The organism is Noviherbaspirillum sp. UKPF54 (assembly GCF_007874125.1).
Lineage (GTDB): Bacteria > Pseudomonadota > Gammaproteobacteria > Burkholderiales > Burkholderiaceae_D > Noviherbaspirillum.
Genome location: NZ_CP040128.1, coordinates 2313144 through 2326917, shown reverse-complemented (window position 1 = coordinate 2326917; position 13774 = coordinate 2313144). Strand labels below are relative to the sequence as shown.

General features: G+C 62.5%; 11 protein-coding genes. 6 read left to right on the top strand and 5 right to left on the bottom strand.

Annotated features, from left to right (window positions below; genetic code table 11):
- Positions 1-101: 101 nt before the first annotated feature.
- The gene (locus FAY22_RS10770) at positions 102-1238 is read right to left on the bottom strand and encodes a GNAT family N-acetyltransferase (protein ID WP_146330199.1); all 1137 of its coding nucleotides are present in this window, start codon (positions 1236-1238) and stop codon (positions 102-104) included.
- A 45-nt stretch (positions 1239-1283) separates the two neighbouring features.
- Between FAY22_RS10770 and FAY22_RS10765 the strand changes: the two genes are divergently transcribed.
- On the top strand, positions 1284-2897 hold the full coding sequence (locus FAY22_RS10765) for an NAD+ synthase (protein ID WP_146330198.1): 1614 nt from the start codon (positions 1284-1286) through the stop codon (positions 2895-2897).
- An 18-nt stretch (positions 2898-2915) separates the two neighbouring features.
- Positions 2916-3254: a P-II family nitrogen regulator gene (locus FAY22_RS10760; protein WP_146330197.1), complete on the top strand. Its 339-nt coding sequence runs from the start codon at positions 2916-2918 to the stop codon at positions 3252-3254.
- A gap of 65 nt (positions 3255-3319) precedes the next feature.
- On the opposite strand, the gene FAY22_RS10755 is transcribed toward FAY22_RS10760, so the two are convergent.
- From FAY22_RS10755 to trxB, 3 genes are all read right to left on the bottom strand, one after another.
- Positions 3320-3922 carry a trimeric intracellular cation channel family protein gene (locus FAY22_RS10755; protein ID WP_146330196.1) on the bottom strand — a complete coding sequence of 201 codons (603 nt, stop codon included), beginning with the start codon at positions 3920-3922 and terminating at the stop codon, positions 3320-3322.
- A 113-nt stretch (positions 3923-4035) separates the two neighbouring features.
- The gene (locus tag FAY22_RS10750; RefSeq protein WP_146330195.1) at positions 4036-4674 is read right to left on the bottom strand and encodes a Smr/MutS family protein; all 639 of its coding nucleotides are present in this window, start codon (positions 4672-4674) and stop codon (positions 4036-4038) included.
- A 64-nt stretch (positions 4675-4738) separates the two neighbouring features.
- Entirely contained in the window at positions 4739-5695 is a 957-nt protein-coding gene (gene trxB / locus FAY22_RS10745; RefSeq protein ID WP_146330194.1) for a thioredoxin-disulfide reductase, read from the bottom strand.
- 259 nt (positions 5696-5954) lie between these two features.
- On the opposite strand from trxB, the gene FAY22_RS10740 reads away from it, so the two are divergent.
- The 4 genes from FAY22_RS10740 to serS all read left to right on the top strand — a co-directional run bounded on the left by FAY22_RS10740 (position 5955) and on the right by serS (position 11671).
- Positions 5955-8291, top strand: coding sequence for a DNA translocase FtsK (locus FAY22_RS10740; RefSeq protein WP_146330193.1), 2337 nt, complete (start codon positions 5955-5957; stop codon positions 8289-8291).
- 20 nt (positions 8292-8311) lie between these two features.
- Complete coding sequence (lolA, locus tag FAY22_RS10735) at positions 8312-8953, top strand: outer membrane lipoprotein chaperone LolA (protein ID WP_146330192.1); 642 nt, start codon at positions 8312-8314, stop codon at positions 8951-8953.
- Positions 8953-10248 carry a replication-associated recombination protein A gene (locus FAY22_RS10730; protein ID WP_146330191.1) on the top strand — a complete coding sequence of 432 codons (1296 nt, stop codon included), beginning with the start codon at positions 8953-8955 and terminating at the stop codon, positions 10246-10248. The genes lolA and FAY22_RS10730 overlap by 1 nt, the downstream gene beginning before the upstream one ends.
- A 127-nt stretch (positions 10249-10375) precedes the next feature.
- Positions 10376-11671: a serine--tRNA ligase gene (gene serS / locus FAY22_RS10725; RefSeq protein ID WP_146330190.1), complete on the top strand. Its 1296-nt coding sequence runs from the start codon at positions 10376-10378 to the stop codon at positions 11669-11671.
- Positions 11672-11710: 39 nt separating this feature from the next.
- Here serS and FAY22_RS10720 read toward each other — a convergent pair whose 3' ends face one another.
- Positions 11711-13495: a GGDEF domain-containing protein gene (locus FAY22_RS10720; protein ID WP_246860751.1), complete on the bottom strand. Its 1785-nt coding sequence runs from the start codon at positions 13493-13495 to the stop codon at positions 11711-11713.
- Positions 13496-13774 lie beyond the last annotated feature (279 nt).

Here is a 13774-nt window from a genome sequence, read left to right as displayed (position 1 = left end):
AAGTTTTATTCTTGGCAAGAAAATAGCGTCGACTCGCACCAGAAATATCCTCCTGCGCGCCGTGCTGTGCCCGCAAGTTTTTTGTCGGTGTCGACTCTTGGTTAAGGTGATTTGAACGGCGTGTGTTCGTCGAGCTCGTCAATGTAGGCATCGATCCCGCCAGATTCCTGCTGCAGGAAACGTTCGATCGCTTCGGCGAAGGCGGGATGGGCCAGCCAGTGGGCGGACCAGGTTTTTTCCGGCAAAAATCCACGTGCCATCTTGTGCTCGCCCTGGGCGCCGCCCTCGAAGCGTTCGATGCCGCGCGCAATGCAGAATTCGAGCGGCTGATAGTAGGCGGTCTCGAAATGCAGGCAGGGCACATCCTCCAGCGCGCCCCAGTAGCGGCCGTACAGCGCAAGACGATCGTGAAAGACCAGCGAAGAGGCGATCGGCTTGCCGTCGCGTTCGGCGAGGATGAGCCGGATATGCTGCGGCATCGTTTCGCCGATGCGCAGGAAAAATTCCAGGTTCAGGTAAGGCGTGGAATAGTGGGCCGCATAGGTGCGGTCGTAGCAGCGTTTGAAAAACCGCCAGTCCGCTTCAGTGGCATCCTCTCCCGCGACATGCCGAAAGCGGATGCCTGCTTCCTGCACCTTGCGCCGCTCGGCGCGGATGTTCTTGCGCTTCTTGCGGTCGAGCGCCGACAGAAAATCGTCGAAGCTCCGGTAGCCCTGATTGAGCCAGTGGAACTGCACGCCGCTGCGCAGCATGAAGCCGGCCGCTTGCAGGGCCTGCGCCTGCGCCGCGGGCGGAAACAGGATGTGGGTGGACGACAGTCCGCTGTGCTCCTGCAGCGCGCACAGCGCATCGATCAATTGTTGCGCCGCGTCCGCATCGCGCGCCAGCAGGCGGCTGCCCGTGACAGGCGTGAACGGGATCGCCGACAGCAGCTTCGGGTAGTACGCAAGACCGTTGCGGCGGTAGGCGTCGGCCCATGCCCAGTCGAACACGTACTCGCCATACGAATGGGATTTGACGTACAACGGCAGCGCCGCGCACAGCTCGCTGCCTCGCCAGAGCGTCAGGTATTGCGGCTGCCAGCCGGTGTCGGGTGCGGCACAGTCGGTTTCATGCAACGCCGCAAGAAAAGCATAGGAAAGAAACGGATTGCGCTCCGCTTGCACCGATACAAGCGCATCCCATGCGGCTTGACCGATCTCGGACAGAGCGGAAACGATTCGCGTGCGATAATTCACTATCAATAATTTGTTTCAGCAGAGTTAAGCCGTCTGTGCACCATCATGACAGTCAAAGTTGCAATCGCCCAAATCAATAGTACCGTCGGAGACCTGGCGGGCAATCGCGCCAAAATCGTCGATTTCGCGCGCCGCGCCGCCACTCAGGGCGCGGACGTGGTGCTGACCCCGGAAATGTCGCTGGTCGGCTATCCGCCGGAAGATTTGTTGTTGCGCCATTCATTCTACGCAAAAGTCGCCGAACAGTTCGAACTGCTGACGGCCGAGCTGGCGGACCTGCGGGATGTACATATCGTCGTCGGCCATCCTGTCTTGCTGGAAGGCGCGCGCTTCAACGCCGCATCGGTTGTCGTCAACGGCAAGCTGCTGGCTTCCTATCGCAAGCACGACTTGCCCAACGACACGGTGTTCGACGAAAAACGCTATTTCGCTTCGGCTGATGAACCGGTCGTGTTCGACGTGAAGAGCGTGCGCTTCGGGATCAACATTTGCGAAGACACATGGTTTTCGCATGCGCCGGCGCGCGCGCAGGAAGCCGGCGCGCAGGTGCTGCTGGTGCCGAACGGCTCGCCTTATCACATCAACAAGCAGCACCTGCGCTATGACGTGATGCGCGCCAACGTGACCGCGCGCGGCATGGCGATCGTGTACGCGAACCTGGTCGGTGGCCAGGATGAGCTGGTTTTCGACGGCAATTCCTTTGTGCTGGATGCGCAAGGCGAGGTGCGGGCCCGCATGAAGCACTGCGTGGAGGAGCTGCGGATCGTGGAGTTCGACGGTGCGACCCCGAAGCCGTCGACGATCGAGCCCGACCTGCCGGTCGAGGAGCAGGCGTATAAGGTGCTGGTGCTGGGCGTGCGCGATTACGTGACCAAGAACGGCTTTCCGAGCGTGCTCATCGGCCTGTCGGGCGGCGTGGACTCGGCGTTGACGCTGGCGGTCGCGGTCGATGCGCTGGGCGCGGACAAGGTGCGCGCGGTGATGATGCCGTCGCCGTACACCGCCGAGATTTCCTGGATCGATTCGCGCGACATGGTCAAACGCATCGGCGTGCGCTATGACGAGATTCCGATCGTCGACTGCTTCGATGCGTTCCGCAAGACGCTGGCCGGCGAATTCAAGGGCTTGCCGGAGGATACGACCGAGGAAAACATCCAGGCGCGCATCCGCGGCACCATCCTGATGGCGCTGTCCAACAAGTACGGCTCGATCGTTCTCACAACCGGCAACAAGAGCGAGATGGCGGTCGGCTACTGCACGCTGTACGGCGACATGGCGGGCGGTTTCGCGGTAATCAAGGATATCGCCAAGACGCTGGTGTACCGTCTGTGCGACTACCGCAATGCGATTTCCGACGTGATCCCGACACGCATACTGACGCGCGCGCCGTCGGCCGAGCTGCGGCCCGACCAGACCGACCAGGATTCGCTGCCGCCGTACGAGGTGCTGGACGCGATCATGCAGATGTACATGGAAGAAAACCGCAGCATTGCCGAGATCCTGGCGCAAGGGTATCGTAGGGAAGATGTCGAGCGTGTAACGCGGTTGATTAAAATAAACGAATACAAGCGCCGCCAGGCCCCGATCGGCATTCGCGTCACGCATCGCGCATTCGGCCGCGACTGGCGTTATCCGATTACGTCCAAATTTCGTGAGTGATTACATTAAGGAGCATATATGAAATTGATTACCGCAATCATCAAACCCTTCAAGCTGGACGAAGTGCGCGAAGCGCTGGGCGAGATCGGCGTCACCGGCCTGACCGTGACCGAAGTAAAGGGTTTCGGCCGCCAGAAGGGCCACACCGAGCTGTACCGCGGCGCCGAGTACGTGGTCGACTTCCTGCCGAAGGTGAAGATCGAGGCGGTGGTGGATGAAAAGGTGGTGGAACAGGCGGTCGATGCGATCATCAAGGCGGCGCGCACCGGCAAGATCGGCGACGGCAAGATCTTCGTGCGCGACGTGGAGCAAGTAATCCGCATCCGCACCGGCGAAACGGGTCCGGACGCGGTCTGATCCTGTTTTCCTTGCGGACTATGGAATCGTTCATGCGCAGCCGCATTCGATTCCGTAGTCCGCATTCATTCGAGGCGCACGCCTTTGGCCCAGGTCAGCAGGCGCAAGCCGCAAATGACCAGCGCGCTCGACCACAGTGAAAAATCCGGCGGCACGCCGGTTTTTTGCATCAGCAGGTACATCCAGCATCCCGCGAACGAGCAGATCGCATAGGGCCTGCCGTCGCGCAGCACCATCGGGATTTCATTGCACACGATATCGCGCAGGATGCCGCCGAAAATGCCGGTAATGACGCCCATCATCGAGGCGATAAAGATCGGCATGCCGGCCGCCAGCGCCTCGGACACGCCGGCGATGGAGAACAGGCCGAGCCCGAGCGCATCTGCGAATACGATCACCCTTTCCGACACGATTTTGCGCGCCATGCGCACCGCCGGCACGGCGATCAGGGACAGCACGAAGATCAGGATCGCATATTCCTGGTGCGTGACCCAGAACAGCGGACGCTTGTCGAGCAGGATGTCGCGCAGCGTGCCGCCGCCGAACGCGGTGATGAAGGCCACCGTGAACACGCCGACCACGTCCATCTTCTTGCTGCGCGCTTCGGCGAAGCCGGAGAACGCGCCGACCAGGATGGCGAGGACCTCGATGATCTTGATCAGGGACATGCGGCGCGCGGGCGAGTGGTTGATCGCTGCATGATACCGGCAGCAAGCAGGGACGGTCGAGACCCGCCGATCATCGGTTGCTGGCGGCGGGTCTCGGCCCGCACTATGCTTTTCTATGCCTTTAACAGAACGACCAGCGCGCCCGAGCCGCCGTCGGCGGCGCGTGCCTGGCAAAAGGCGATCACTTCCTCCTTTTGCACCAGCCAGTTGCGCACCTTGTTCTTCAGGACCGGTTCCTTGTTGACCGAGCCCAAACCCTTGCCGTGGATGATGCGCACGCAGCGCGTGCCGCGCTTGACGGCATTGCGCAGGAATTCGGCCAGCGCCTCGCGCGCTTCGTCGCGCCGCATGCCGTGCAGGTCGAGCTGGCCCTGGATCACCCAATGGCCGCGCCGCAGTTTGCGCAGGATGTCCTGGCCGATGCCGGGGCGCGCATAGCTCAGGGCTTCGTCGGTGTCGAGCAGGGTGTCGACGGTGAATTCGTCGGACAGCGATTCCTCCAGCGCCGCCAGCTCGTCGGCGATGCGCTGGCGCGGGATCGGCAATGGCGCCGGCGACGCCGGGTGCGCCTTGTCCGACGGCGGCAGCAGCGACACCTCGCCCACCGCGCGGCGGAACAGTTCGGCGTCGCGCCTGCTTTCCTGCTCGCGGCGCAGCCGTTCCGCTTCGGCGGCCTTGCGCGCCTCTTCCTGCGCCTTTACCTGCGCGCGCAGGGATTTGAGTGCGGCGAAATCCTTGATGGGGCCAGACATGATGGGTGCTTCCTGAGGCCATTCGCCGCCATCAGGCGGCGAATGGATTACTACTGTAACGGCTTCAGCCTTCCAGGCTTTCCAGATAGCGCTGGGCGTCGAGTGCGGCCATGCAGCCGGTACCGGCACTGGTGATCGCCTGGCGGTACACGTGGTCCTGCACGTCGCCGGCGGCGAACACGCCCGCGATGTTGGTCGCGGTGGCCATGCCTTCCAGGCCGGTCCTGGTCTTGATGTAGCCGTTGTGCATGTCGAGCTGGCCTTCGAAGATGCCGGTGTTGGGCTTGTGGCCGATGGCGACGAACACGCCATGCACCGCGATCTTGCTGATCTCGCCAGTGGTGGTCGACTTGACGTTGACGCCGGTGACGCCGCTGTCGTCGCCGGTCACTTCATCGAGCGTATGGTTGAGCTTGAGCTCGATCTTGCCTTCGGCGACCTTGGCCATCAGGCGGTCGATCAGGATCGGCTCGGCACGGAACTTGTCGCGGCGGTGCACCAGGGTCACCTTGCTGGCGATGTTGGCGAGATACAGCGCTTCCTCGACCGCGGTATTGCCGCCGCCGATCACGGCGACTTGCTGGTTCTTGTAGAAGAAGCCGTCGCAGGTGGCGCAGGCCGACACGCCCTTGCCCATGAACGCTTCTTCCGACGGCAGCCCCAGATACTGGGCGGAGGCGCCGGTGGCGATGATGAGTGCGTCGCAGGTGTATTCGCCGGAGTCGCCGATCAGGCGGATCGGCTTTTCGGTCAGCCTCGCGGTATGGATATGGTCGAAGATGATCTCGGTGTTGAAGCGTTCCGCGTGCTGCAAGAGGCGCTGCATCAGTTCCGGACCTTGCACGCCCATCGGGTCGCCGGGCCAGTTTTCGACGTCGGTGGTGGTCATCAGCTGGCCGCCTTGCTCGACACCGGTGACCAGCACCGGCTTGAGATTGGCGCGCGCGGCATAAACCGCAGCGCTGTAGCCGGCGGGGCCGGAACCGATAATCAGGACGTGGGCGTGTTTGGTGGTAGCCATGGCAATATGTGGAGAGGGAATAGGGTTGGTCGGTGAGAGCGTGGAAAGCTGACAAAAACGGGCGCTGACCGTGTCTTCATGCGGTGAATATGTCACCAAAAGGCAAAAATTCAACCGCGTTACTATTTATTAAGGTATTGCACTCGAAAAACTGGGTAAGATTATAGACGAACATGCTTCGCGAGGATGCCCGTCGCTGCGATCCGCCGCGAACCCCACGCGGCCGGTGCGCGGATGCATCACCGATTTTGCAAGAGTTATGACCCGAACAACCCAAGCCTATACGCGCAACACCAATCCGACCCCGGAAAATCCATTGCCGAATCGCCTGGTGCGCCTGCTGTCCGAAGCGCGCTGGTTCGCGCTGACGGCCGCCACGGTGTACCTGATCCTTATCTTTCTGACATATTCGAAGGCCGATCCGGGCTGGTCGCATGCGAGCGTGGTGCCGCGGCTGCACAACTGGGGCGGGCACATCGGCGCCTGGCTAGCCGACCTGATGCTGTTCATTTTCGGCTTTTCGGCGTGGTGGTGCTGCGTCTACATGGTGCGCCTGGTATGGGCTGGCTATCGCCGTCTGTCGCATCGTTTCCTGTTCCAGAAGGAGCTGGAGCCGGAGCACCATCATGAAGCGTGGATCCGTTCGATCGGCTTCGTGCTGATGTTGCTCGGCAGCGTGGCGATCGAATACCTGCGCATGTACACGCTGAGGGCCCAGCTGCCGCGCGCGCCCGGCGGCGTGCTGGGCGAGCTGATCGGCGGCGGCGCGCAAAACGCATTTGGATTCACCGGCGCGACGCTGTTTTTGCTGCTGCTGTTCGGCGTGGGCTTCTCGCTATTCTTCCATGTGTCGTGGCTGGCCGTCGCGGAGCGTATCGGTGGCTGGATCGAGGATGGGGCGAGCGCCGTGCGCAAGCGCTACACCGAACGCGAAGACCGCAAGATCGGGCAGGTCGCCGCGGTCAAGCGCGAGGAAGTCGTGGTGCAGGAGCGCGCCAAGGTGGTCGAGGCGCCGCCGATCCGCATCGAGCCGCAGGTGGTCGAAGTGCCCAAGTCCGAGCGCGTGCAGAAGGAAAAGCAGGTGTCGCTGTTCTCCGACCTGCCCGATACCAACCTGCCGCCGCTGTCGCTGCTGGACGATCCGCCCCCGGCGCAGGAAACGGTCAGCGTCGAGACGCTGGAGTTCACCAGCCGCCTGATCGAGAAGAAGCTGTCGGACTTCGGCGTCGAGGCCAAGGTCGTGGCGGCCTACCCGGGCCCGGTCATCACCCGCTATGAAATCGAGCCGGCGACCGGCGTGAAGGGCAGCCAGATCGTGAATCTCGCAAGGGATCTTGCGCGCTCGCTGTCGCTGACTTCGATCCGCGTCGTCGAAACCATCCCGGGCAAGAATTACATGGGCCTGGAGCTGCCGAATCCGAAACGCCAGATCGTGCGCCTGACCGAGATCCTCGGCTCCAAGGTGTACAACGACAGCGCGTCGAGCCTGACGGTTGCGCTCGGCAAGGATATCGCCGGCAATCCGGTGGTGGCCGACCTGGCCAAGATGCCGCACCTTTTGGTGGCGGGTACCACCGGCTCCGGCAAGTCGGTGGGCATCAACGCGACCATCCTGTCGCTGCTGTACAAGTCGGACCCGAACAGCGTGCGCATGATCCTGATCGATCCGAAGATGCTGGAGATGTCGGTCTACGAAGGCATCCCGCACCTGCTGGCGCCGGTGGTGACCGACATGCGCCAGGCGGGGCACGCGCTGAATTGGGCGGTGGCGGAAATGGAGCGGCGCTACAAGCTGATGTCGAAACTGGGCGTGCGTAACCTTGCCGGCTACAACCAGAAGATCGCCGAGGCGGAAAAGAAAGAGGAAAAGATCCCGAACCCGTTCAGCCTCACGCCGGACGCGCCGGAACCGCTGGAGAAGCTGCCGACCATCGTCATCATCATCGACGAGCTGGCCGACCTGATGATGGTGGTGGGCAAGAAGGTCGAAGAGCTGATCGCGCGTATCGCGCAGAAGGCGCGCGCGGCCGGCATCCACCTGATCCTCGCCACTCAGCGCCCGTCGGTGGACGTGATTACCGGCCTGATCAAGGCCAACATCCCGACGCGCATCGCATTCCAGGTCAGCAGCAAGATCGACTCGCGCACCATTCTCGACCAGATGGGCGCGGAGACGCTGCTCGGCATGGGCGACATGCTGTACATGCCGCCGGGGACAGGCTTGCCGGTGCGCGTGCACGGCGCCTTCGTGTCGGACGACGAGGTGCATCGCGTGGTGCAGCACCTCAAGGCGCAGGGGGAACCGAATTACGTCGAGGGAATCCTAGAAGGTGGCGTGGCCGAGGAGGGCGGCGATGCGGCGCTCGGGGCGGAGGGCGGCGGCAATGGCGAAGCCGACCCGATGTACGACCAGGCAGTGGCGGTAGTGCTGAAGAACCGCCGCGCTTCGATCTCGCTGGTGCAGAGGCATCTGCGTATCGGCTACAATCGCGCAGCCCGCCTGCTGGAGCAAATGGAGCAGAGCGGTCTGGTTTCGACAATGCAATCCAACGGCAACCGGGAAATTCTTGTGCCGGCTGGGAATAACTCCGAATAGGGTAGAAGTTGAAAAAAACAATGTACATCGGTGCCGCGTCGCGCCTTGCAAAACTGCTGGCGGCCGCTGCGATCGCGATTCCTGCCATTGCCAGCGCCTCGGCACTGGATCAGTTCAAGTCGTTTGTCAGCAGCACCAAGTCGGCCAAGGGCGAATTCACGCAGCGCCAAGTCAAGGTGGTAGAAGGTGCGACCAAGGTGTCCAGCCAGTCGACCGGCAGCTTCGCCTTCGCGCGCCCCGGCAAGTTCATCTGGACCTACCAGAAGCCGTATGAACAGCTGCTGCAGGCCGATGGCGACAATCTCTACATTTACGACAAGGATTTGAACCAGGTCACCATCAAGAAACTGGGCAATGCGCTTGGCTCCTCGCCGGCCGCGATCCTTTTTGGCAGCAATGACCTGGAAAAGAATTTCACGCTCAAGGATGCCGGCGCCAAGGATGGCCTGGAGTGGCTGGAAGCCACGCCCAGGACGAAGGATACGACCTTTGACAAGATCGGCATTGGCCTGAAGGATGGCGTGCCGCGCGCGATGGAATTGCGCGATTCCTTCGGACAGGTGTCGCTGCTGACGTTTAATCGGTTCGAGAAGAATCCGCCGATGCCCTCCGGCCAGTTCAAATTCGTGGTGCCCAAGGGCGCCGACGTGTTCCAGCAATAGTGGCATCGATTCCCTTAGCCGAAAGGCTGCGCCCCCAATCGCTCGATGAAGTCATCGGCCAGCGGCATCTGCTCGGGCCCGGCAAGCCCTTGCGCGTGGCGTTCGAGTCGGGCGAACCGCATTCGATGATCCTGTGGGGGCCGCCCGGCGTGGGCAAGACCACGCTGGCGCGCCTGATGGCGGACAGTTTCAATGCCGAATTCATCGCATTGTCGGCGGTGCTGTCGGGAGTGAAGGAAATCCGCGAGGCGGTCGAACGCGCCCAGGTGGTGCGCGCCAACTCGGGCCGGCGCACCATCCTGTTCGTCGACGAGGTGCACCGCTTCAACAAGAGCCAGCAGGATGCCTTCCTGCCTCACGTGGAGAGCGGGCTGTTCACCTTCATCGGCGCGACCACCGAAAATCCGTCGTTCGAGGTCAACAGCGCATTGCTGTCGCGCGCGGCCGTGTATGTGCTGAAGTCGCTGTCGGACGAAGAGCTCGATGAGCTGGTCGACCGCGCCTGCATCCAGGAGCTCGACGGTCTCGATTTCACGCCGGAGGCGAAAGCGACCCTGATCGCCAGCGCCGACGGCGACGGACGCAAGCTGCTCAACAACCTCGAGATCGTGGCGCGCGCGGCGGCAGCCAACGACCAGCAGGAAGTGGACGAGGCGCTGCTTGCCACGGCGCTGGCGGAAAACCTGCGCCGCTTCGACAAGGGCGGCGACGCGTTCTACGACCAGATCTCGGCACTGCACAAGTCGGTGCGCGGCTCCAATCCGGATGCATCGCTGTACTGGTTCGTGCGCATGATCGACGGCGGCGCCGACCCGCGCTACCTGGCGCGACGCATCATCCGCATGGCGGCCGAGGATATCGGCCTGGCGGATCCGCGCGCGTTGCGCATTACGCTGGATGCCGCCGAAACCTACGAGCGGCTGGGTTCGCCTGAAGGCGAGCTGGCGCTGGCCGAGGCGGTGGTTTTCCTGGCTTGCGCGGCCAAGTCGAACGCGGTTTATAACGCCTATAATGCGGCGCGGGCGTTTGTCGCGAAGGACAAGTCGCGGCCCGTGCCGGAGCATTTGCGCAATGCGCCGACCAAGCTGATGAAGGAGCTCGGGTACGGGAAGCTGTACCGGTACGCGCACGACGAACCGGATGCTTATGCCGCGGGCGAAACCTATCTGCCGGAAGGCATTGCGGAACCGGGATGGTACCGGCCCGCACCGCGTGGATTGGAAATCAAGATAGGGGAGAAACTGGCCTATCTGCGCACGCTGGACCGCGAAGCGAAGAAGAGCGAAAAGAAATAGTCGCAGCAGGCGTGCGCGCGGCGCACGCTACTTGCCAATAATCAAGCATTTACGCTTGGGTGGCCGCTGGAAAATCCTTCCTGCTTGGTACAATGGCGGTTTTCGCATTCCAACCCTCGCAATTCCCATGATCGACATTCAACTTCTCCGCAAGGACATCGATAGCGTCGCCGCCCGCCTGGCCGCGCGCAAGTTCCAGCTCGACGTCGCCGCTTTCAATGCGCTGGAAGCCGAGCGCAAGCAGATCCAGACCCGTACCGAAGAGCTGCAGAGCAAGCGCAATACGCTGTCCAAGCAGATCGGCATGCTCAAGGGGAAGGGTGAGGATACGTCGGCGGTGATGGCGGAAGTGGCCGGCATTGGCGACGAGCTGAAGGCTTCCGCCGAACGCCTGGACGCGGTGCAGGCGAAGATGAGCGAATTCATGCTCGCCGTCCCGAACCTGCCGCACGAGTCGGTGCCTGCAGGGCAGGACGAATCCGCCAATGTCGAGATGCGCAAGGTCGGCACGCCGCGCGCATTCGATTTCGAGGTGAAGGACCACGTTGACATCGGCGCCGCGCTGGGGCTGGATTTCGACGTCGCCGCCAAGCTGACCGGCTCGCGCTTCGCCGTAATGAAGGGCGGCATCGCACGCCTGCATCGCGCGCTGGCGCAGTTCATGCTCGACACCCAGACCGCCGAGCACGGCTATACCGAATGCTATACGCCGTACATCGTCAATGCCGATTCGCTGCGTGGCACCGGCCAGCTGCCGAAGTTCGAGGCCGACCTGTTCGCCGCCAAGAAGGGCGGCCAGGAAGGCGAGGGCGAGGCGCTGTACCTGATCCCGACCTCGGAAGTGCCGCTGACGAACATGGTGCGCGACGAGATCGTCTCCGCCGACGCATTGCCGATCAAGCTGACCGCGCATACGCCTTGCTTCCGCTCCGAGGCGGGCAGCTACGGGCGCGACACGCGCGGCATGATCCGCCAGCACCAGTTCGACAAGGTCGAGATGGTGCAGATCGTGCACCCGGAAAAATCCTACGAAGCGCTGGAAGAGATGGTCGGCCACGCCGAAAACATCTTGAAGAAACTGGGACTGCCGTACCGCGTGATCACGCTATGCACCGGCGACATGGGCTTCGGCGCGGCCAAGACCTACGACCTGGAAGTGTGGCTGCCGGCGCAGAACACCTACCGCGAAATCTCATCGGTGTCGAACTGCGAAGCCTTCCAGGCGCGTCGCATGCAGGCGCGCTTCCGCAATGCGCAGGGCAAGCCGGAGCTGGTGCATACCTTGAACGGCTCCGGCCTGGCGGTGGGCCGCACGCTGGTCGCGATCCTCGAAAACTACCAGCAGGCTGACGGCAGCGTCGATATTCCCGAAGCGCTGCAGCCCTACATGGGCGGGCTCAAGCGGCTGACGCGCGCAGCCTGACCGCGGGCCGGCCGTATCGTGTTGGTGTCAAGCCCGATATCAGCCTGGATACGGCCACTGTGAACACGAAACTCCCTGGCGCCGTTCGATGAACAGGCTGTTGCCAGGGATTTTTTTCGCCTGCTTCTTGGCTTCCGCCGCCGCCGTGGCGATCTGATGGTGCGACACGAAATGCGCCGGCTCGGCGCGCACCACGCCCAGCGACAGGCTGATCAGCGGGTGGAAGACCTTGCGCCCGCGCCGGTCCTCGCAGACGTAGCCGCCGCGCTCGCGGTCCGCGCCGCAGTAATGTTCCGGGACCGCGGCGGAGAACGCCGTCAGGATCGCCTCGCAGCGCGTTTCCCAATCCTCGCTCTGGAATAGCACGATGAAGTCGTCGCCGCCGATGTGGCCGACGAAGTCGCGGTTGGGATCGCAATGCATGCCCAGTATCCGCCCCGTCAGCTGGATCACGTCATCGCCCTTGCGGTAGCCGTACACGTCGTTGAACGGCTTGAAGTGATCGAGATCGGCGTAGCAGGCGGCGAAGCGCGCGCCGCCGGCAAGCAGGCGGTCGATATGTTCGTTGATCGGCACATTGCCGGGCAACAGGGTGAGCGGGTTGGCGTAGCGCGCCGCGTTGATCTGCATCTGGGTAATCTCGCGCATCAGGTCCTGCCCGGTGCCCATGCCGAGATAGCGCCCGCCGTCGGTGATGATGAACCCGTTGGAGAGATGATGCCGGTCGGCTTCCACGATGGTCTGGCTCAGCTCCTGCAGGCTGGTGTTCTTGTCGGTGATGAGCGGCTTGGCGTCCATGAAGGTGGTACAGGATTTCTTGCCGTACAGCTCGCGCAGATAGGGGCGGGCGAAGCGGTCGATCAGGTCCGGCCGCGTAATCAGGCCGACAGGCACTTCATTGTCCACCACCGGGATGATCTGCAGGTCGGGCGCGGCGCGGAAGACTTCGTAGACCTGGTTGTTGGTCATCTCCGGCGCCACGGCCGGTACGGTACGCAACAGCTTGGCGGCGGTCACGATGTTGTGTTCGAATGCGCTCTTTTGCGGGTACACCGCCACTTCGTTGCGGTTGAGGCTCTTTGCCACCTCCACCGGAAGCTCGGTGCCGGGCGTGGGCTGCGGCCGGGCGATATGGTAGCCCTGCCCGTACGCGATCCTGAGGTCGCGGATCAGCAGCAGCTCGGCCTGCGTCTCGATGCCTTCGGCGATCACTACAGTGCCCGACTCTTCCGCGATCTCCTGGATCGAGCGCACGAACTGCAGCTTGACCGGGTCGTGGTTGATGCCCTGCACGAAGTGCATGTCGATCTTCACGTATTCCGGGCGCAGCTCCGACCACAGTCGCAGGCTGGAAAATCCCTCGCCTAGATCGTCGATCGCGATCTGGAACCCCATGCCGCGATAATGCATCACCGCTTCGCGCATCAGGTCGTAGTCGTAGGTGGGCTGGTTCTCGGTCAGCTCGATGATCACGCGCTCCGGGTTGATGCCGACCTCGTCGATGTAGCCGAGCGTTTCGCCGTGCCTGGCGTGCGGCTGCAGCAGCATTTCCGGGCTCACGTTGAGAAAGAGCTTGCCCGGCAGGTCCAGTTCGGCAAAGCGCTCCAGCACCACGCGCCGGCACATATGCTCGACGGCTACGCCCAGGTTGTTGGCGCGCGCCACCTTGAACAGGTTCAGCGGCGAGTGCAGCGGGCTGTCGGACGGCCCGCGGATCAAGCCCTCGTAGCCGACGATTTCCCCTTTTTGCATGTTTATGATGGGCTGAAACAGCGCCGTCAGCTGACGCCGGCCCAGGATTTCATTCAAGCGCGATAACAGCATGGCATCCTTGCTTTCTGGCAGCCTCGACCTGTTCCTGTCATTGGCGGCGACGCCCGGGATGAGCACCGCCGTCGCGCCCTGGGAATGGCCGGGGGGGAGGAATTCCGCAGTGCTGGACGTCATGATGGAGTGCTCCTGCGCCAAATCGCAGACAGGGTTGTTGAAAAATTGAAGCGAATTCAAGGCGGCCTTTCTTGTTTTTCTGTTTTCGATACTGCGCCGCAATACTAGATAACATTTATGACAAGATGATGATTCGGAGAAATTTTGGGTGCGTAA